The 18,680-nt window shown below is 28.2% G+C and carries 23 protein-coding genes; all 23 read right to left on the bottom strand.

Features of this window, described 5'->3' with window-relative positions:
* Positions 1-12: 12 nt before the first annotated feature.
* Positions 13-594 carry a lysophospholipid acyltransferase family protein gene (locus FYJ27_RS04170; protein ID WP_154483568.1) on the bottom strand — a complete coding sequence of 194 codons (582 nt, stop codon included), beginning with the start codon at positions 592-594 and terminating at the stop codon, positions 13-15.
* A gap of 3 nt (positions 595-597) precedes the next feature.
* A complete protein-coding gene (cmk, locus tag FYJ27_RS04165) occupies positions 598-1,266 on the bottom strand; it encodes a (d)CMP kinase (protein WP_154483566.1) in 669 nt (222 codons plus the stop codon).
* 56 nt (positions 1,267-1,322) lie between these two features.
* The gene (gene aroH / locus FYJ27_RS04160) at positions 1,323-1,685 is read right to left on the bottom strand and encodes a chorismate mutase (protein ID WP_154483564.1); all 363 of its coding nucleotides are present in this window, start codon (positions 1,683-1,685) and stop codon (positions 1,323-1,325) included.
* A 51-nt stretch (positions 1,686-1,736) separates the two neighbouring features.
* Complete coding sequence (locus tag FYJ27_RS04155; protein ID WP_154483563.1) at positions 1,737-2,183, bottom strand: hypothetical protein; 447 nt, start codon at positions 2,181-2,183, stop codon at positions 1,737-1,739.
* Between the two features lie 86 nt (positions 2,184-2,269).
* A complete protein-coding gene (locus tag FYJ27_RS04150; protein ID WP_154483561.1) occupies positions 2,270-3,499 on the bottom strand; it encodes a BaiN/RdsA family NAD(P)/FAD-dependent oxidoreductase in 1,230 nt (409 codons plus the stop codon).
* Positions 3,499-4,113 carry a histidine phosphatase family protein gene (locus tag FYJ27_RS04145; protein WP_154483560.1) on the bottom strand — a complete coding sequence of 205 codons (615 nt, stop codon included), beginning with the start codon at positions 4,111-4,113 and terminating at the stop codon, positions 3,499-3,501. Before FYJ27_RS04145 ends, FYJ27_RS04150 begins: the two co-directional genes overlap by 1 nt.
* A gap of 141 nt (positions 4,114-4,254) precedes the next feature.
* A complete protein-coding gene (locus tag FYJ27_RS04140) occupies positions 4,255-5,145 on the bottom strand; it encodes a MurR/RpiR family transcriptional regulator (RefSeq protein WP_154483559.1) in 891 nt (296 codons plus the stop codon).
* Positions 5,087-5,692 (bottom strand): 2-oxoacid:acceptor oxidoreductase family protein, encoded by a 606-nt coding sequence (locus FYJ27_RS04135; RefSeq protein ID WP_154483557.1) that lies wholly within the window; start codon positions 5,690-5,692, stop codon positions 5,087-5,089. The genes FYJ27_RS04140 and FYJ27_RS04135 overlap by 59 nt, the downstream gene beginning before the upstream one ends.
* 15 nt (positions 5,693-5,707) lie before the next feature.
* Entirely contained in the window at positions 5,708-6,517 is an 810-nt protein-coding gene (locus FYJ27_RS04130) for a 2-oxoacid:ferredoxin oxidoreductase subunit beta (protein ID WP_154483555.1), read from the bottom strand.
* A gap of 3 nt (positions 6,518-6,520) precedes the next feature.
* On the bottom strand, positions 6,521-7,657 hold the full coding sequence (locus FYJ27_RS04125) for a 2-oxoacid:acceptor oxidoreductase subunit alpha (protein WP_154483553.1): 1,137 nt from the start codon (positions 7,655-7,657) through the stop codon (positions 6,521-6,523).
* Positions 7,647-7,859, bottom strand: coding sequence for a 4Fe-4S dicluster domain-containing protein (locus FYJ27_RS04120; protein ID WP_226807373.1), 213 nt, complete (start codon positions 7,857-7,859; stop codon positions 7,647-7,649). The genes FYJ27_RS04125 and FYJ27_RS04120 overlap by 11 nt, the downstream gene beginning before the upstream one ends.
* 175 nt (positions 7,860-8,034) lie before the next feature.
* Positions 8,035-9,432 carry an oxaloacetate decarboxylase subunit alpha gene (locus FYJ27_RS04115; RefSeq protein ID WP_154483551.1) on the bottom strand — a complete coding sequence of 466 codons (1,398 nt, stop codon included), beginning with the start codon at positions 9,430-9,432 and terminating at the stop codon, positions 8,035-8,037.
* 15 nt (positions 9,433-9,447) lie between these two features.
* Positions 9,448-10,020, bottom strand: coding sequence for a tRNA (mnm(5)s(2)U34)-methyltransferase (locus FYJ27_RS04110; protein WP_154483549.1), 573 nt, complete (start codon positions 10,018-10,020; stop codon positions 9,448-9,450).
* 159 nt (positions 10,021-10,179) lie between these two features.
* Positions 10,180-10,887 carry a pseudouridine synthase gene (locus tag FYJ27_RS04105; RefSeq protein WP_154483547.1) on the bottom strand — a complete coding sequence of 236 codons (708 nt, stop codon included), beginning with the start codon at positions 10,885-10,887 and terminating at the stop codon, positions 10,180-10,182.
* Between the two features lie 63 nt (positions 10,888-10,950).
* Positions 10,951-12,231, bottom strand: coding sequence for an FAD-dependent oxidoreductase (locus FYJ27_RS04100; RefSeq protein ID WP_154483545.1), 1,281 nt, complete (start codon positions 12,229-12,231; stop codon positions 10,951-10,953).
* 14 nt (positions 12,232-12,245) lie between these two features.
* Positions 12,246-13,181 (bottom strand): sulfide/dihydroorotate dehydrogenase-like FAD/NAD-binding protein, encoded by a 936-nt coding sequence (locus FYJ27_RS04095; RefSeq protein WP_154483542.1) that lies wholly within the window; start codon positions 13,179-13,181, stop codon positions 12,246-12,248.
* Between the two features lie 84 nt (positions 13,182-13,265).
* Entirely contained in the window at positions 13,266-14,354 is a 1,089-nt protein-coding gene (locus FYJ27_RS04090; RefSeq protein WP_154483539.1) for a D-alanyl-D-alanine carboxypeptidase family protein, read from the bottom strand.
* Between the two features lie 68 nt (positions 14,355-14,422).
* The gene (gene ytfJ, locus FYJ27_RS04085; RefSeq protein ID WP_154483536.1) at positions 14,423-14,851 is read right to left on the bottom strand and encodes a GerW family sporulation protein; all 429 of its coding nucleotides are present in this window, start codon (positions 14,849-14,851) and stop codon (positions 14,423-14,425) included.
* On the bottom strand, positions 14,805-15,407 hold the full coding sequence (locus tag FYJ27_RS04080; protein WP_154483533.1) for a DUF2953 domain-containing protein: 603 nt from the start codon (positions 15,405-15,407) through the stop codon (positions 14,805-14,807). The genes ytfJ and FYJ27_RS04080 overlap by 47 nt, the downstream gene beginning before the upstream one ends.
* An 85-nt stretch (positions 15,408-15,492) precedes the next feature.
* Positions 15,493-16,017 carry an SMC-Scp complex subunit ScpB gene (scpB, locus tag FYJ27_RS04075; RefSeq protein ID WP_154483530.1) on the bottom strand — a complete coding sequence of 175 codons (525 nt, stop codon included), beginning with the start codon at positions 16,015-16,017 and terminating at the stop codon, positions 15,493-15,495.
* Complete coding sequence (locus FYJ27_RS04070; RefSeq protein ID WP_154483527.1) at positions 16,010-16,783, bottom strand: segregation and condensation protein A; 774 nt, start codon at positions 16,781-16,783, stop codon at positions 16,010-16,012. Before FYJ27_RS04070 ends, scpB begins: the two co-directional genes overlap by 8 nt.
* Positions 16,784-16,795: 12 nt before the next feature.
* The gene (locus FYJ27_RS04065; RefSeq protein WP_154483524.1) at positions 16,796-17,389 is read right to left on the bottom strand and encodes a site-2 protease family protein; all 594 of its coding nucleotides are present in this window, start codon (positions 17,387-17,389) and stop codon (positions 16,796-16,798) included.
* 82 nt (positions 17,390-17,471) lie between these two features.
* Entirely contained in the window at positions 17,472-18,641 is a 1,170-nt protein-coding gene (locus FYJ27_RS04060) for a D-alanyl-D-alanine carboxypeptidase family protein (RefSeq protein WP_216383734.1), read from the bottom strand.
* Positions 18,642-18,680 lie beyond the last annotated feature (39 nt).

Here is an 18,680-nt window from a genome sequence, read left to right as displayed (position 1 = left end):
CTCCTAAAATAATTATTTTAAAGAGTAAATTGATTTCATTATTTCTTGACTAAGAATTTTGTAATCTTCTGTTTTAAGTTTTTTTCCATAATATTCATTAAAATATATAGGTTCACCTATATTTATTTTGATTTTGCTAAAAACTTTATATTTAGATTCAATATATATGGGAATCACCGGTGCTTTAGCTTTTATACTTATTAAAGCAATGCCAGGTTTAGCATTTTCGATATTTTCTTCAGTTACCCTTGTTCCTTCAGGAAATATCCCTAGTACTTCGTCATTTTTTAGAACATTTAGAGAATTTCTAATTGCAGACAAATCTGCTGCTTCTCTATCTACTGGAAAAGCCCCTAAAGCATTTACTAGTCCACCAAGAAATTTATTTTCAAACAGCTCTTTTTTAGCCATAAATCGTATATTTCTAGGAATAGCTAAACCTAATATTAGAGGATCTAGATCACTAATATGGTTAGAACATAAAATAACTTTTCCTTCTTTAGGAATATTATGTTTTCCCGTTACTTTAAATCTAAATATAATTCTAAAAACAACGTTACCAATAAAATAACAGAGTCTATAAAAAAATGGCATTTCTTACCTCCCTTCAACTATATCAACTATTAATTTAACGCATTCATTTACTGATTTATTAGTTGTATCTATTTCAATAGCATCTACAGATTTTTTTAGGGGGGCAATAGCTCTAGTGCTATCTATTTTATCACGTTTTTCTATTTCTTTCTTAACTTTTTCCAAAGAAATATTTTTTTCTTCCTTTTTAATTAAATCTTTATATCTTCTTTTAGCCCTTTCTTCAATAGAAGCAATAATAAAAAACTTAAATTTTGCATTTGGTAATACTACAGTGCCTATATCCCTACCATCCATTATAATATCTTTACCTTCAGCAATTTTTCTCTGTAATTTTATCATGCCTTCCCTTACTTCTTTAATCTTTGCTATATTTGATACATTTTGACTAACAATATTATCTCTAATCTGCTTGTCTACAATTTTGGAATCTAAATAAATATGGCCATCTATAAAATCTATAGAAGTATTCTTTAATTCTTCCAAAATTTTAAACTCATCAGTTAAATCTATTTTTTCTTCTAATAATTTTAAAGTGAAAGCTCTATACATTGCTCCTGTATCAACATATTCTATATTTAGTTTTTTAGCAACCAACTTAGATATTGTACTTTTCCCTGCTCCTGCTGGTCCATCTATAGCAATAGAAATACTGTCACATTTATTATCCATAGTTTAAATCCTCCTTATGTAAAACTATAACCACCATTTGGTGGTTTTGCTGCTTTTTATTTATTCAAATCAGGTCTTAAAGATTTTGCTCCTTTCAAATAAACATGTTTTACGTCTTTTTGATCTATATTAGAACTATACAATAACATTACTCTTATACATTTTTCTAAACTTCCTTCAACTTTCATTTCATTAAAACACATCAATGCAGAATCTTTATATCCAATATTTCTTGCAGCTTTTGCAGGATACTCCTTATTTAAATCACTAGTAGAAGAAAATAAGATACTAATTACTTTATCTTTATTTAAATGATTTCTTTTCTCTATTTCTTTTAATAAATTTACTGTGTTTATTATTATATCTTCGGAATCATTATTTTCTACAGTGATTGCCCCTCTTATAGCAACAATACTCATTTATACCACTATCCTTTTTTTATTATATATTAAAAATATCAATCTCTCAAGCTATTTTAATTTTACTTTTCCTAATATTTCTATGCTTTGGGATGTAGACACAGTTGTATTTAGTTTAGGACTTTCAATATTTTTACTGATACCAATTACTTTTATTGTATTTTTTTCCATATACCTTGTTCCATCTATTTCAATTAAATCATTATTTGAAACATTTATTTCAATTTCATCTTTCTTTAAAAAATCACTTACTACTTCTCCATTTACTAACACTTTAATATCTTCTTGTTCGCTATCTATAAGCTTTAATATTAAAATACCACTATCCATTTCTTTCATATTATTTAAAGGAACATATTTGATGCCATCATTAAACTTAGTTGTATTTATTATATTGTCATCTTTTATATTTATAAATTGTATACATACTAAAACTATTAAGCTCATTATAGCTAAAGTTAAAATAAATAACTCGATCTTTTTAAATAAGTTATCCATAGAAGCCTCCTATACATTAATTTATATATTATAAGTTTATGTAATATATATATAAATAATGTATAGATATAAAATTAGATATTATTCTAACAGTTAATACCTGCTAAATAGCCAGTTGAATATGCAATTTGTAAATTATAACCTCCTGTTAATGCTTCTACGTCAATAACTTCACCTGCAAAAAACAATCCAGGAATTAGTTTAGATTCCATAGTGGAAGGATCTATTTCTAAGGTAGAAACCCCTCCAGAAGTAACAATAGCTTCATCTAACGGCCTAAATTTCAGAAAATTTAATTCTATGTTCTTGATAGTTTTTGTAAGTCTATTTCTTTCCTCTTTAGTTATTTGATTAATGCTTTTTTCTTCAGCAATACCTGATAGTTTTAATACAATTGGTATAAGATTTTGGGGTAATAGATCCTTTAATCCATTTTTTACTTGCTTATTATTATATTTTTCAAAATCTCTTAAAATACGATTATCAAGTTTTTCTAATGAAAGAGCAGGTTTTAAATCTATAAAAAAGTTTATTTTTCTTTTTTGTTCTATATATTTATTTATTATATTGCTCATAGTTAAAACTATTGGTCCTGTTATTCCAAAATGAGTAAAGAGCATTTCTCCAAAATTTTCATAAACTTTTTTATTATCAATAAAAGCAGAAATACTAATATTTTTTAAAGTTAAACCCTGTATATCTTTAACCCAATTCTCTTGAACCTCGCAAGGTACCAATGCAGGTTTTAAATCTATAATTGAATGTCCTAGGTATCTTGCAAACCTATACCCGTCCCCAGTAGAACCAGTTACAGGATACGACTTGCCTCCCGTTGCAATTATTATTTTATCAAAGCTTTCATTAGAACCATCTTTAAATTCCAATACAAAAAAACCATTTTTGTATATAATTTTATTGACTTCCTTATTTAAAATTATGTTTACATCTTTTTCCGTTAAAAATTTTTCAAAAGCTTTTATGACATCACTTGATTTATTTGATACTGGAAATACTCTGCCCCCTCTTTCAACTTTAGTTTTAAGATTATAATTAGATAAGAGAGATAATATATCTGTATTAGTAAAGCTGTACAATGCACTGTATAAAAAGTCCTTATTAGTTGTAACATTGTCTAAAAAATTTTCTATATCCGTATTATTTGTAATATTGCAACGTCCTTTTCCTGTTATGAAAAGTTTTTTGCCTAATTTATTATTTTTCTCAAATAATTTTACATTTTTATGTCTGGAACTTGCAAATCCAGCAGCCACCATTCCAGATGGTCCTCCGCCTATTACTGCTATCTTTTCCTCCATTATTTTTCCTCCCTAAGGTGACAAGTATCATTAAATAATTTTAATACATTATTATAATCTCTAAATTCAATAATACTTAAACTAACATTATTTAAAGACATCTTACTATAATAGCTAATATCCATATCTAATAATCCTAAGATAATAGTTTTAATTGCAGCACTATGAGATACTATTAAAATGTTTTTATTTGGGTTTAGTTTAGATATTCTATTAACTCCTTTAATTGTTCTATTTTGTAGCTCTTCTAAAGTTTCTGCTCCTTCTAGTTTTAATTTATGAGGTTCTTTCATCCATAAAAGATGTTCTTCACTATAGTTATCAGAAAGCTCTTTTGTTGAAATACCTTCCCAAATTCCAAAATTAATTTCTCTAAAGCTTTTATCTGGGTTCACATCTAATTTTAATTTGTGGCCTATCTTTTTCGCGGTTTCAAATGCTCTTTTTAAATCACTAGAATATATTATATCTATATTTTCATTATATAATCTATTTGCAATTTTTTCAGCTTGCTGTTCTCCTTTTTTAGTTAAATTAACATCTTTCTGTCCTTGAACTTTTTTTAAAATATTCCATTCAGATTCACCATGTCTTACTAAATATAGTTTTCTCATTTTTTATTCTCCTTTTTATATTGTATTAATATTATTATAATATATTTTTAGAAATTTAGGCAATAATAGTTTATCAATTATGATAAGATTTATTATGATATAAAATATTAAAAACAGATAGAGTAGATAAGAAATTTAACTCTATCTGTTTTTAATATTTCCCTTATTTTTATTGTTAGAGTTATATACACTATGTTTTTTCCAAATATCTTCTAAACTTTCAAAGTATTTAGTTATATCGTCTTTCTTTTCCATTCCAATAGCAATTACCAATGCATTTATCAAGCTCATTGGGGCTACTAATGAATCAACAAAAGAAACCATATTGCTGCTAGCAAGAAGTGTTATATCTGATATTTGAGCAGCAGGTGAAATCAAACTATCTGTTATTCCTATAACTTTACAACCTTTTCTTTTAACGTAGTTCAAAGCCTCTAAAGTTCTGGTTGAATATCTTGGATAACTAATTCCAATAACTATATCCTTGTTAGTAACTTTTAATAATTGTTCAAAAATATCACTAGGTCCTGCAGTTACAACAGTTACGTTTTCTAATATAAAATTCAGATAAAATCCTAAATAACCTGCTAAAAAAGATGAACTCCTTAATCCTAGTACATACACTTTTTCACTATTTAAAATTTCATTTACTGCCTCTTGAAAAATTTCATAATCGATTTCATCTATAGTTTTATTTATATTAGACATATCCTTCTTAAAAACTTTTTTCAATAAATTTTCTTTATTAGAATAGTCATCAACTAAAGATATTCTTTGAACTGTAGTCAATTTATTTTTAATAACCTCTTGCAATTCATTTTGCAATTCTCTATATCCATTATAACCTAAAGTATCTGCAAATCTCACTACAGTTGATTCACTTACTCCTACTGTTTCGCCTAGTTTTGCAGCTGTCATAAAAGCTGCTTTATCATAATTCTCCATAATATATTCCGCAATTAATTTTTGTCCTTTACTTAGCCTGGCAAAGTTCTGTTGCATTAATTTCATTAGATCTATATTGTCTTTCATAGTATTCTCCCTTATATTCTCTTATTAAATTTAGACCTTCTTCCAATGCAGTTTTATTTATTCTTTCAGTCCCTTTTGGAACCCTATTTAATACAGCAGTCTCTAAAGAATTATCATTTACAATTTTAATAAGTCCATTTAAACTTCCCAATGCTACCATATTTGCAACCATTGGTTTATGCAATTTTTTTTCCGCAGTCTCTAATATTGGCACATTATAAATATCTATATCTTTCCTATCAGGTTTATTTTTTACACTACTATCTAAAATTAATGATCCACCTTCTTTTAAGGAATCTATATATTTATCACATGCAACTTGAGTCAATGCTAATAAAACATCGCAATTTCTTACTTTAGGATAGTTTATTTCTTTCTCACTAATAATGACTTCTGCTTTACTTGCTCCACCTCTAGCTTCTGGACCATAGGATTGGGATTGAACTACATTTTTTTCATCTGAAAGAGCTGCTTCTGCTAAAATAATACCTGCCAATATCAATCCTTGGCCTCCTGAACCACTTAATCTTAATTCTTTTTGCACCATGAAATTACCCTCCTTTTAAAAAGAATCTACTATTTTAGTATATTCATCTGTATATTCAGGTCTAATGTTTTTATATAATTCTCCAACTATAATTTTATCCTTTAATTTATCAGCTTCTAAATTTTTAGCTGCCTCTATATTAATAGAATTATCCTTTAAATATCTCATCATATCTACAGCACTGCCTTTCTTATTTTTCCTTCCATAATAAGTTGGGCATGTTGTTACAGTTTCTATAAAAGAAAAGCCTTTATTCTTTATACCATTTTCTATTAATTTCACAATTAGTTTTGGATTAAATACCGTAGCTCTTCCTACATAGGTTGCACCAGCTCCAGCAGTTAAACTACAAAGATCAAAATCAGTATCAATACTTCCATAAGGTGCTGTAGTGCCTTTATCCCCTTTAGGAGTTGTGGGGGAGTATTGTCCTCCTGTCATTCCGTATATGTTATTATTATAAACTATAGTAGTAATATCTATATTTCTTCTTGAAGCATGTATTAAATGGTTTCCTCCAATTGCGGAACAATCTCCATCTCCAGTAATCACTATAACTTCTAAATCAGGATTAGCCATCTTTATTCCAGTAGCAAATGTAAGAGCTCTTCCATGAGTTGTATGTAATGTATTAAAGTCTAAATAGCCTGAAGCTCTTGATGAACAACCTATTCCAGAAACAATACAAACTTTATCTCTATCCAAATTTAAATTATCTATAGCTTCAACAATTGAACGTGTAACTATACCATTTCCACAACCTGGACACCATATATGTGGTAAACTATTAGTTCTAAAATAATTATTTATTAATTCACTAGGCAATTTCTATACCTCCTTAATATAGGATATAATTTCGTCAGGAGTTATCAATTCTCCATTAACTCTACCATATTTATGTACTTCTGTTAACTTATTAGCAATCCTATCAACTTCAAGATAATATTGACCTAAATTCATTTCTACTACTATTATTTTTTTAACCTTTTTAGCTAGTTTACGGATTTGCTCTTCAGGAGAAGGCCAAATTGTAATAGGTCTAAACATTCCAACTTTGATGTTTTCTTCTCTCGCAATATCTACAGCACTTTTAACTGATCTAGCTGTTCCGCCATAGGCTAATATAGCTATGTCTGCATCTTCTAAAAAATATTCTTCATATTCTACTATATCTTTAGTGTTTTTTTCCACCTTTTTAACTAGTCTATTTATTAAATCCTCTGCCACATCTGATTTATTAGTTGGAAAACCTGTTTTATCATGAACCAATCCAGTTATATGAAATTTGTAGCCCTCACCAAAACTTGCCATTGGAGGAACCAGCTTCCCTTCTTTAACTTCATAAGGATTATAATTTTCAAAATTATCTCCAGGTTTTGTCCTATTGATTATTTCCAATTCATCTTTATCAGGTATTTCTATTTTTTCTCTCATATGAGCAATTACTTCATCCATTAATATTATAACTGGCGTTCTATACTTTTCCGATAAATTGAAAGCTTTAATAGTAACTTCATAAGTCTCTTTAACAGAGGATGGACTTAAAGCTATCATTGGATGATCTCCATGAGTTCCCCATTTAGCTTGCATTACATCCCCTTGGGCTGGTGATGTAGGTAGTCCGGTACTAGGTCCTCCTCTTTGAACATTTACTATAACACAAGGAATTTCCGCCATTGCAGCATATCCTATATTTTCTTGTTTCAATGAAAAACCTGGTCCACTAGTTGCGGTCATAGATTTTAATCCAGTTAAAGAAGCACCTATTACAGCTCCCATACTTGCTATTTCATCTTCCATTTGAATAAACTTTCCACCAATCCTAGGAAGTTTAGCTGCAGAAATTTCAGCTATTTCTGTAGACGGAGTTATAGGATATCCTGCATAAAATCTCATACCTGCTGCAAGAGCCCCTTCTACACACGCTTCATTACCTTGCATTAATTTTACATTTTTATTTTTCATCATCTTCACCTCCTAAATAAATAGCATAGTCTGGACATCTTAACTCACATTGACCGCATTTAATACATGCATCTATATCTTTGATTATTACTTTTCCACTTTTGATATCAAGAACATCTTTGGGACAAAATGCTACACATATGCCACAACCCTTACACCACTTTTCATTTATTTGTAGCATTTTAAACGTTTTCTCAGGCACCTTACTTTCCCCCTTATTATAAATATTTCTTTACTTAAATAATAACAAATTGAATAAGTATTTGCAAGATTTATTTCATTTTTATTGTTTATTATTATTATTTTGCAAGTTTTACTTCATGTAATAGTGTTTTATTGTTATAAAGAATTAAAAAGCCCTAAGGCTTTTTAATTCTTTATACAGGGTAAGTTTTAAATTCTTCATTTAATAAATTTGTATCTATTTTATATTTTTTAGCTTCTCTATACTTAAAATAATCTAATGCAACTTGAGGAAATAGTGCATAAGATAACACATCTTCATCTTGTTCTATGTACTCTTTAATATTTTCTTTCAAAGTATCTAATTCAGGCTCTAATAAGTCTGCAGGACGTCCTGTAAAAACTTTTTCATTCCCAATTATTATTTTTTTAATATCATCTTTTATAGGAATAGTAGGCTTTCCATACAGTCCTTTAACATAGTTTTTAACTTCTTTAGGTATCATTTTATATCTCTCGCCTAAAACAACATTGAATACAGATTGAGTTCCTACCATTTGACTCATAGGAGTCACTAATGGAGGATAACCTAAATCTTCTCTCACCTTTGGAACTTCTTCTAAAACATCTTCAAACCTATCTAAAGCTCCTTGAGCTTTTAATTGGGATACTAAATTAGATAGCATTCCTCCTGGCACTTGATATTTCAAAGTCTTAGCATTCACTTCAAGTACTTTATGGTCCAATACCCCATCATTTATATATTTTTCTTTTATATCTTTAAAATACTCGGAGATTTCTAATAATAGGTCCATGTCTAATCCCGGATCATAAGGAGAATTTTTTAAAGAAGCTACCATAGGTTCAGTTGCAGGTTGGCTTGTACCCATTCCAAATGGAGAAATTGCAGTATCTATTATATCTGCACCAGCTTCTATTGATTTCATATAGGTTTGATTTGCTATTCCACTAGTGAAGTGTGAATGAATTTGGACAGGTATGTGAATCTCTTTTTTTATCTGTTTAATCAATTCTTCTGCAACATATGGAAGTAATATGCCCGACATATCCTTTATACATATTGAATCAGCCCCCATATTTTCCATTTCTACAGCTAAGTTTACATAATAATTAATATTGTGAACTGGACTTACTGTATAAGATATTGCTGTTTGAGCATGTCCTCCTGATTTCTTAGTTGCTTCTACAGCAGTTCTTAAATTTCTAGTGTCATTTAATGCATCAAATATTCTTATTATATCTATACCATTTTCTATAGATTTTTTTACAAACTCTTCTACAACATCATCAGGATAATGCTTGTATCCCAACAAATTCTGGCCTCTGAGTAACATTTGTAGTTTAGTATTTTTAAAGTTTTTTCTTAAAACTCTAAGTCGTTCCCATGGATCTTCTTTTAAAAATCTCAAGCAAGAATCAAAAGTAGCTCCACCCCATACTTCTAAAGAGTAATATCCAACTCGATCCAATTTTTCGAGAATAGGCAGCATTTCTTCTGTTTTCATTCTAGTAGCTATTAATGATTGATGAGCATCTCTTAATATAGTTTCTGTTATTTTTACACCTGACAACTTTACCCCTCCTATTTAAAGCTTTTCTACGCCATATAGTATTGGCGGATTGTTAATCTGGTTGACAAATTGAAACTTTAAAACACTATAAGTTTTTTGGTCAAGATTATTTAAAAATTCTTCTACTCTTTCTTTTTCTTCTAAGCCTCCATTATGGCCTATATAACTAGCTATAAGAAGAATACCATTCTTGCACAATAACTTTAAAGAACCTTTTATTCCCTTAATAGTTGTTTCAGGCTTTGTAACAACATTATGATCTCCTGTTGGTAAGTAACCTAAATTAAATATTACAAGTTTAACTTTTTCATCTTCTATGTAATTCAAAACATTTTCATGACCATCGTAAATAAGTTTAACCCTATCTATTAAATTTTCTTTTTTAAGCTTCTCTTGAGTATAATCTAAAGCATTTAATTGAATATCAAATCCATAAACTTTACCCAAAGGTCCTACTAATTTAGCTAATAATAGAGTATCATTCCCTTTTCCTACAGTGCAATCTATAGTAATATCTCCTGGAAAAATAGTATCTTTCATTATTTTTTTTGCCAACTCTACAGCATTTATAAAATATCTATAACCCATTTAATGTCAACTCCATGTTATATATAGTATTTTTTGAAAAATATAGTTTTGTCTATTTTCATTATATTAGAAATAAGATGCTTTTAAATACAAAATCATAATTATGAAAAATGTTTAATATTTTAACTTCGGTTTTAAATATTTACCGAAGTTAAAATATTAAAGTTTTTTTAAATATTCTACTTCTTTGTTTTTTAAATATCTCCAATCTCCTAATTTTAAATCCCCTAATTTCAGCTTACCAATGGCTACCCTTTTTAATTTAATTATAGGATGATTTATAGCAGCACACATCTTTCTTATCTGCCTGTTTCTTCCTTCATGTATTTCCATAACTAATAATGAAGAGTCCTTGCTCTTTTTTAGAATCTTAATTTCTGCCTTCGCAGTAATATAATTATAAATCTTCAATCCATTTCTAAACTTTTCAAGTTCTGCTTCAGTAGGAACCCCTCTAACTTTTCCAATATATGTTTTTTTAACTTCATTGCTTGGATGGGTTAATTTATAAGTCATTTCCCCATCATTTGTTAAAAGCAACAATCCAGATGTATCATAATCTAATCTTCCCACTGGATATATTCTTTCTTCAACTCCATCAATTAAATCTATAACCTTATTCCTATTAAACTCATCTTTAACGGTAGTTACATATCCAATAGGTTTATTAAGCATTATATACACTTTTTTCTCTTCCATTTTAATATTTTTACCATCAACAATTACTATGTCTCTCCCTGGCTCTATCTTCACTCCTAATTCATTTATAACTTTCCCATTTACCTTTACTCTTCCTTCCAAAATAATTTCCTCTGATTTTCTCCTTGAAGCTATACCACAAAGAGCCATGTACTTTTGTAATCTCATTTTAAACTCCTTTCTTATCTAAAGCCTATCTATATTCTAATACTTTATTGTATATTTTCAAATTTAAATAAAAGATCTATCATAAATATTAAGTAATCCACTATCTTCTATTCTTTTTCTTATTATCTCTTTATCAGTAGTATATAAACTCAATCTTTTCATTCTTTCAAAATAATTGTCTCCAGCAAAAGTATATCTTTTCATAAGGCCTTTTTTATCCTTAATCATTTCATTGGCATATGCAATAATATCTCCTATAGCTATATTTCTAGGGATTTCTAAAAGTTTATTTTCTTTAATAAATCTAACACTATTATGTCCTGCTAAACTTCCCGTTGAAATTGCTTCAGTATGCCCTACAAATAAACCCGACTTTTCTCCTCCACAAAATAGATTATCTACTCCTATTACTTTCATAGTATTGTCTCTAGGTGCCATAGATAAGTATCTTACAGAGTTTCCTACGCCACCAGAATAAGGATCTTCATATCGGGCATTCTCAAACCCTTTAATTTTTCTTAAATCCTCTAGCGGATAAAAAGATGTCATAAGTTTAGCATGACCAGTATCTAATAAAATTAAATTCTCTGCATATTCTTTTAAGGCATACTGTTGGCATACTTTTTTAGATAATTTGCTCATATCTATTTTTTCTATAGGTACTGGAACTATGACTACTCCCTTTTCATTTAATTCTTTTCTAATATTTTCGCTTAGTGAATCTTTGTTCAATTTACAAGAACCACTAAAAGCTCCATAACTACCATCACTTTTTTTTCCTATTAGATCTTTAACTCCTGCTTTTTGACTAATACTTATTCTAGGTCCAAAAGTAGGACATCTAAGAATACACATAGAACATCCATTGCCATATTTAAGACAATTCCCCATAGGTCCTGTTGAACCTGTAGTATCTATAAATGCATCTCCATCAATAATACTCTCATCATCAAGTACTATACTTTTAATAGTGTTCTTATCCATTATAACATCTACAACCCTTTTTCTAGTAATAACTTCTATATCTAAAGAATCCAAAAGTTTCTTTACTTCCGGCTCAACTTTTGTTACATCATAAAGACTTCCATGTTTGTGGCCTGGAAATTCTATGTTTTTATGTCTTGATAGTTTATCCGTTATTTCGAATAATTCATTTGCTCCTAAGTATATATTTTCCTCTGTAGCGGTAAATCTACCATTGTTTCTCATTATTCCTCCAACATTCCCCAAGCCAAGAAGCATGTCTGTTCTCTCTATTAAAACTACTTTTGCTCCTGCTTTTCTAGCAGATATACTTGCTGCACATCCTGCCCATCCTCCACCTATTATAACTACAGTATCCAATTAAATCACCTCTATCAATAAAATATTTTTTGATTAACCTTCCCTTTACAAAGCTTTACTCTTTGTCCTTCTTTAGTCCTGTTAGTGCAAGAACCACATATTCCTTCACCACAACAGAGTTTAGAATTATTTGTTGTCATAAGTTTAATATCTTTGTTAGCATATTTCAGCACTTCATCTATTGATTCATGTAATAGATCTGAACCAGCACTAAATAATAACTTTATATTTTTTTCTTCAATTAACTTTAAGATTTTTTCTTTTTCATTCTCTATATCATATTTTAATATTCTTATTTTCTTATCATTTATAAAATTGTCTATATAGACTTTATCTAAATCACCTTTATCCAAAACAAATATCACTTTATTGTTATTTCTAAACATCTCCTTAATTACTAAACCTACAGATGCTTGCCCCATACCTTTTGATATTATTAGACAATTAGAATTTTTAATTTCTTTTAAATATTTAATTCCTAATATACCATTCCAATAAGGTCCTCTTATTATATATTCACTACTATTGTTCAAAGTTTTTGTCTTACATCCTCTAAGCTTATATAATATTCTTATATACTTGTTTTCTTCAGTGTCTAATATAGACATAGGTACATCAAAATGACTTTCTTCTCCTTCTCCTCTTATAAATACATAAGAACCTGATCTATTTAATTCTTGTACAAGATCTTTATCCGTTTCAATTTTCAACAAATATAATTTGTCATCTATTTTTTCCTTATTAACTAAAGCCCCTTTATAATTTCTCCTGTTTTTTTTTGCTTTTTTATTATTCATATAATACTCATTTAAAATACACAATCCGTTCCATTCACAATCACAAAATTCTCCTCCTTGTAACTGGGAGCAAGACACACAATCCTTAGTCTCTGCTAGAATACAAGGACAATATTTTGTTCCTGCATCTATACATTTGAAAAGATTACCCATAAAACCTCCTCCTCTTTTATCACTTATTAATAAAATATTAATTTAAAGATATTTTGTTACTATTTTAAGGCAATAAAAAAGAGCCTATAGGCTCTTTTTTAGTTTTGTAAAGAAATTTAATTCTTTTACCTCTTCTTTTGAAATTAAATCACTTGCATATATTAGTTTTCCATTTAAATATACGGATATCTTCCCAAGTACCTTTCCTTCCTTTATAGGCGGAGTTATTTTTTCAGGTAAATCTATAGTTATTTTAATGTTTTCTTTTTCTTTCTCCTTAAGTGGTAAAATACAAGATGTATTTGTAACTACTGGCAAATATTCTTTACTGCCATCTTCTACTTTTATATTTTTTATAAATTGTCCTTCATCATATAAAAAATAAGGCTTATAATTATCAAAACCATAATCTAATAATTTATAGCAATCATTAAACCAATTTCCATCATTTAAAACTATAGAAACCAATTGCATACCACTTCTAGTAGCACTTGAAACTAAACATCTTCCAGCCCGTTTTGTATATCCAGTTTTCACTCCATCTCCACCTTCATATTGCCATAAAGTTTTATTTTTATTATAGAAATAATTGTTCTTATCTCTATCTGCTGTCCATGATTTACTACTCACTATTTCTTTAAAATCATCATTTTTTAATGCTTCTCTTGTAATAAGTCCTAAATCATAAGCAGTTGTATAATGGTTTTCATCTTCTAAGCCATGAGGATTAGTAAAGTTTGTATTCAAAGCTCCTATCTCTTTTGCTTTGTTATTCATTAATTCAATAAACTTATCTGTATCTCCAGCAACATTATCTGCAATTAACATGGCGGCATCATTTCCAGATCTAAGCATTAAACCATACAATAGATCTTTTAAACTTATTTCTTCTCCTTCATATATATATATACTTGATCCTTCTACTCCCACAAATTCTTTCTTTACTTTAATCTTTTCATCTAATTTTCCATTTTCTAATGCAACTAAAGCTGTCATTATTTTTGTTGTACTAGCCATTGGTAGCTTTTTATGAGGATTTAAAGTGTAAAGAATTCTACCAGATTTTACATCTATAAGTACACTACTTTCTGCATCTATTTCAGGACTACTGTATGATATAGAATTTATTAAAAATAAAATTATAAGAGATATAATAACAGTTTTAAATTTCAAATTTTACCCTCCAGTCATATGTTTTTATTCTCTTATATTAAATAATAGAAGCAGATGTTTTCTGCTTCTTAACTAGTTTCAATATTATTAATTTCATTGTTAGTATTATTTTTGTTCATAAGATCAGTAGCAAGTTTTCCTGCTAAATCAAGAACATTGTTTATTGCATTACTTCCTTCATCTACTGGTAACATTTTTATCTGTTCATTTCCCACTACCATGAATGCTATTGGTTGAATCGATACTCCAGCTCCAGCTCCACCTCCAAAAGGCAATTGTTTTTCTTCAGTACTATAATCATCTTTTTTGTTTCTTCTAGTCATATCATTAAATTCAGTTCCGCCAGATGCGAAGCCAAAAGATACCTTTGAAATAGGTATAATAACTAATCCATCTGGTGATTGAACAGGATCTCCAACTATTGTATTTACATCTACCATTTCCTTTATACTATTCATTGTAGTTTTCATTAATCCTTCTATTGGATGTTCTGGCATCTTTATTCACCACCTTTTTTATACTAAATCCATATAAACTTACAATAATAATATAAACCAAATTACATTTAATTATACAATTAAATGTAATTTCAAATTTTTTATTATTAAAATCTGGATGTACGTTTATATAAATTTCATCAACTTCTGTTTTGTTTATAAAAATAGAAATAATAGAATTTTTTATGGCCCAAAGAATTCCCGTATATATACCAGTTAAAGCTACATCTTCTGTTCCAACACTAGTCACCCAATATAATTTCTTTAAACTTCCTTTTCTCAAAAAAAAAGAAATTATTTTTTTGTACTGGTTATAATTTGCTAAGTACTTTTTTATCTGTAATTTTTTGTTTTTAACATTCTTGTTTTGTTTTTTACGTTTCAACATTTTTTTTTCATTATAAATTTTATATTTAATTAGTCCTTTTAATGCTGTTAATTGAATATTAAATGTGTTATTTTCTTTTTTCTTAAAATCAATAACTATGTACAAAGGCCAAAATAATAATATTATTAATATCAGTACTATAATTAAAACAATTAAAAACCAATTCATAAATTCACCTCATTATAATGTGAAAGGCTAATAACTATTATTTCCATAAAAAAAGAAAATAACACAAACAAATGTATTATTTTCCTTAATTATTGGTTTTAAAATCATTCAATGATGGTAATTCATTTAAACTTCCTAATCCAAAATATTTTAAAAATTGTTTGGTAGTACCATATATTATAGGCCTTCCTGTTTTTTCTAATCTGCCTTTCTCCTCAATAATTTCTTTTTCAAGTAAAGTATCTAAAGCTTTATCGCATCTTACACCTCTGATAGCTTCTATTTCACTTTTTGTTATAGGTTGTCTATAAGCAATTATGGATAATGTTTCCAAAGCAGCATTAGATAAATTCTTCTTTGTTTTTGGTATGCTTAGCTTTTCTATCCATTTAAAATGTTCAGCTCTCGTACCTAATTGATAACTATCTTCTATTTGAATTATCTTAATTCCTCTTCTATCAAAATTAAACTCATCAATCATTTCATGTATTATTTCTTTAGTTTTTTTTTCATCTATTTCTAGAACATAAGAAATATCCTTTAAAGACAAGGGATCTCCCCAAATAAATAAAAGTGCTTCAATAATTGATTTAATTTCTTTTTTATCCATTACTAGCCACCCCTTCAAGTGGTTTTTTAATTAAAATAATATCTGAAAAATTATTCTTTTGTTTTACTCTAATATACTTTAATTTCGCAAGCTCTAAAATTGATAGAAAAGTTATTATAATTTCTGAATTTGTGGTATTTTCATCAAATAATTGACTAAATTCAATTTTTCTTTCTACATTTAATCTAAATTTTAAATCCTCCATGCACTCTTCAAGAGTAATTTCATCTCTTTGTATCTCGTTAATATCTATAGGTTCTGCTTTTATCTTTCTTTTCTTTAGTATATTATTTAATATATCTGCTAATTGCTCTAGTTCAATATCATCTAATACTGTGTCTTCTTCCACATCTTCTGTTATATATTGAGAAATTTCTTCCTTAGGTTTATAAAAAACTTTATTTTGTCTTTGTTCATAATCCTTAAGTTTTTCAGCTGCTTTTTTATATTTCTTATATTCAACTAATCTTTTTACCAATTCCATTCTAGGATCTACTTCTTCCATTTCCATCTGAATTCCTTCATTATCTTCCTTAACAGAAGGTAATAACATTTTAGATTTAATTTCTAATAAAGTAGAGGCCATGACTAAAAACTCACTGGTTATTTCCATATCAATTTCTTCAGCTTTATTCAAATATTCCATATATTGATCTGTTATTTCACTAATAGGTATATCATAAATATCAACTTTAGCTTTTTCTATTAAATGCAATAATAAATCTAAAGGCCCTTCAAAAGTATTTAGAACAACTTTATATTTCATATAAAAACTCCTTTAAATAACTATTTTCAATAAAATATTTAGACTCATATTTATTAAAGGTCCTAGTATTTTATCTATAGTATCACTTATAATTAAAAAAACTAATATTAAATAGAAATACCTTTCATATTTGTAAAATTTATATTCCCACTTTTCAGGAAGAATACTTGCAATTATTTTTGAACCATCTAAAGGAGGAAAAGGTAATAAGTTGAACACCCCTAACATAATATTATACCACAAAGTTATTACTAGAATATCTATGATAATGGCATTTTCAATAAAGTTAGCAGATATTATTAGTGCAGATATTATAGCTATTATAAAATTTGTCATAGGACCTGCTAATGACACTAATATAGTATCTCTTTTTCTATGCTTAAAATAACTTGGATTAATAGGTACAGGCTTAGCCCATCCAAATCTAAAAATCAACATAAATAAAAATCCTACTACATCAATATGTTTTAATGGATTAATCGTCAATCTTCCTGATTCTTTCGCAGTAGGATCTCCTAATTTATAAGCAGTATATCCATGGGCTAACTCATGAAATATTATAGCTATTAATAGACCTGGCAGAGAAATTAACTTTTCTAAAACCATATATAACCCTCACTCTCAAAATAAAGCTAGATATATTGTATAATTAATTCTAAAAAAATACAATATATCTAGCTAATTATATCTATTGAGTTAAAAATTTATTGAAACTTTTCTTAAACATATTTTTAAATCCTGCTTTATCTATTGTATTATCAATCAATAAGTTTATTTTTTGAATCTCTTTTCCATCAACACTTAAAACCATTTCTCCTGCTTTTTTACCTTTATCTACAGGTGCATTAATAGATTTGGGTAATATGATTTCTTTTTCTACTTTTGCTTTAGAATCTTTGGGTAAAAGTATATATGCATCTCTTTCTAAAACAACATCTGCTTTTTCTACATTTCCTTTTTGGACCACCACTTTATCTATAATATCATTTTTTCTACCTATAGTAACAGAATCATAATTTGAAAATCCATAATCTAAGAGCTTTTTACTTTCATCAAATCTTATCTTTGAGGTTTCACATCCTAATACTACTGAAATAAGTTTTAAATTTCCTCTCTCTGCTGAAGCTGCCAAGCAAAATCCTGCATCTTGAGTAGAACCTGTTTTTATACCATTGGCGCCTTCATATTCTTTTATAAGCCTATTAGTATTTACTAATCCTTGAACTATTTCTTTATCTTTTCCTACCTTCATTTCTTTCATCCAAATTGTCAACCACTCGTGAATTTTAGGGTATTTTAAAAGTTCTCTTGCCATTATACTTATATCATAAGCAGATGTATAGTGGTTTTCTGCAGGAAGTCCTGTTGCATTTTTGAAAGATGTATTTTTCATGCCTAGTTCTTTGGCTCTCTCATTCATTTTATTTATAAAAGATTCTTCACTACCTGATATATACTCAGCCATCGCTACACTTGCATCATTAGCTGAACGCAAACAGATAGCTGTAAGAAGCTCTTCTACACTCTGAACCTCTCCCTCTTCTAAATAAATCTGGCTTCCACCCATTCCTGCTGCATTAGCAGATATAGTTACCTCATCTTCAAGATTTATTTCGTTTTTTTCAATAGATTCAATAGATAATAATAAAACCATTATCTTAGTGATACTAGCCGGATGAAGTCTCTCATGAGCTTTTTTCTCATATATAATCTCTCCTGAAGAAGAATCTATAAGTATGGCTGACTTAGCATCTATATCAAGTTTACTTTCTGCAAAACTCTTACTTATTGGCAATAAAAATATTAATACACTTAGGTAAAAACTAATATATTTTCTGTTTTTTTTAAAAAAATTCACATTACTACCTCCAATCTTAAATATTTATACTTATATTAA

It is taken from the genome of Anaerosalibacter bizertensis, assembly GCF_009696605.1.
Lineage (GTDB): Bacteria > Bacillota > Clostridia > Tissierellales > Sporanaerobacteraceae > Anaerosalibacter > Anaerosalibacter bizertensis.
The sequence above is the reverse complement of the archived record's forward strand: the minus strand, read 5'-3'. Positions and strand labels throughout refer to the sequence as shown.

Excerpts from the sequence above, each read along its gene's own strand:
- FYJ27_RS04170 (WP_154483568.1), bottom strand. The coding sequence starts at position 594 with ATGCCATTTTTTTATAGACTCTGTTATTTTATTGGTAACGTTGTTTTT.
- cmk (WP_154483566.1), bottom strand. The coding sequence starts at position 1,266 with ATGGATAATAAATGTGACAGTATTTCTATTGCTATAGATGGACCAGCA.
- aroH (WP_154483564.1), bottom strand. The coding sequence starts at position 1,685 with ATGAGTATTGTTGCTATAAGAGGGGCAATCACTGTAGAAAATAATGAT.
- FYJ27_RS04155 (WP_154483563.1), bottom strand. The coding sequence starts at position 2,183 with ATGGATAACTTATTTAAAAAGATCGAGTTATTTATTTTAACTTTAGCT.
- FYJ27_RS04150 (WP_154483561.1), bottom strand. The coding sequence starts at position 3,499 with ATGGAGGAAAAGATAGCAGTAATAGGCGGAGGACCATCTGGAATGGTG.
- FYJ27_RS04145 (WP_154483560.1), bottom strand. The coding sequence starts at position 4,113 with ATGAGAAAACTATATTTAGTAAGACATGGTGAATCTGAATGGAATATT.
- FYJ27_RS04140 (WP_154483559.1), bottom strand. The coding sequence starts at position 5,145 with ATGAAAGACAATATAGATCTAATGAAATTAATGCAACAGAACTTTGCC.
- FYJ27_RS04135 (WP_154483557.1), bottom strand. The coding sequence starts at position 5,692 with ATGGTGCAAAAAGAATTAAGATTAAGTGGTTCAGGAGGCCAAGGATTG.
- FYJ27_RS04125 (WP_154483553.1), bottom strand. The coding sequence starts at position 7,657 with ATGAAAAATAAAAATGTAAAATTAATGCAAGGTAATGAAGCGTGTGTA.
- FYJ27_RS04110 (WP_154483549.1), bottom strand. The coding sequence starts at position 10,020 with ATGGGTTATAGATATTTTATAAATGCTGTAGAGTTGGCAAAAAAAATA.
- FYJ27_RS04105 (WP_154483547.1), bottom strand. The coding sequence starts at position 10,887 with ATGAGATTACAAAAGTACATGGCTCTTTGTGGTATAGCTTCAAGGAGA.
- FYJ27_RS04095 (WP_154483542.1), bottom strand. The coding sequence starts at position 13,181 with ATGGGTAATCTTTTCAAATGTATAGATGCAGGAACAAAATATTGTCCT.
- ytfJ (WP_154483536.1), bottom strand. The coding sequence starts at position 14,851 with ATGCCAGAACATCCAATAGAAGGATTAATGAAAACTACAATGAATAGT.
- FYJ27_RS04080 (WP_154483533.1), bottom strand. The coding sequence starts at position 15,407 with ATGAATTGGTTTTTAATTGTTTTAATTATAGTACTGATATTAATAATA.
- scpB (WP_154483530.1), bottom strand. The coding sequence starts at position 16,017 with ATGGATAAAAAAGAAATTAAATCAATTATTGAAGCACTTTTATTTATT.
- FYJ27_RS04070 (WP_154483527.1), bottom strand. The coding sequence starts at position 16,783 with ATGAAATATAAAGTTGTTCTAAATACTTTTGAAGGGCCTTTAGATTTA.
- FYJ27_RS04065 (WP_154483524.1), bottom strand. The coding sequence starts at position 17,389 with ATGGTTTTAGAAAAGTTAATTTCTCTGCCAGGTCTATTAATAGCTATA.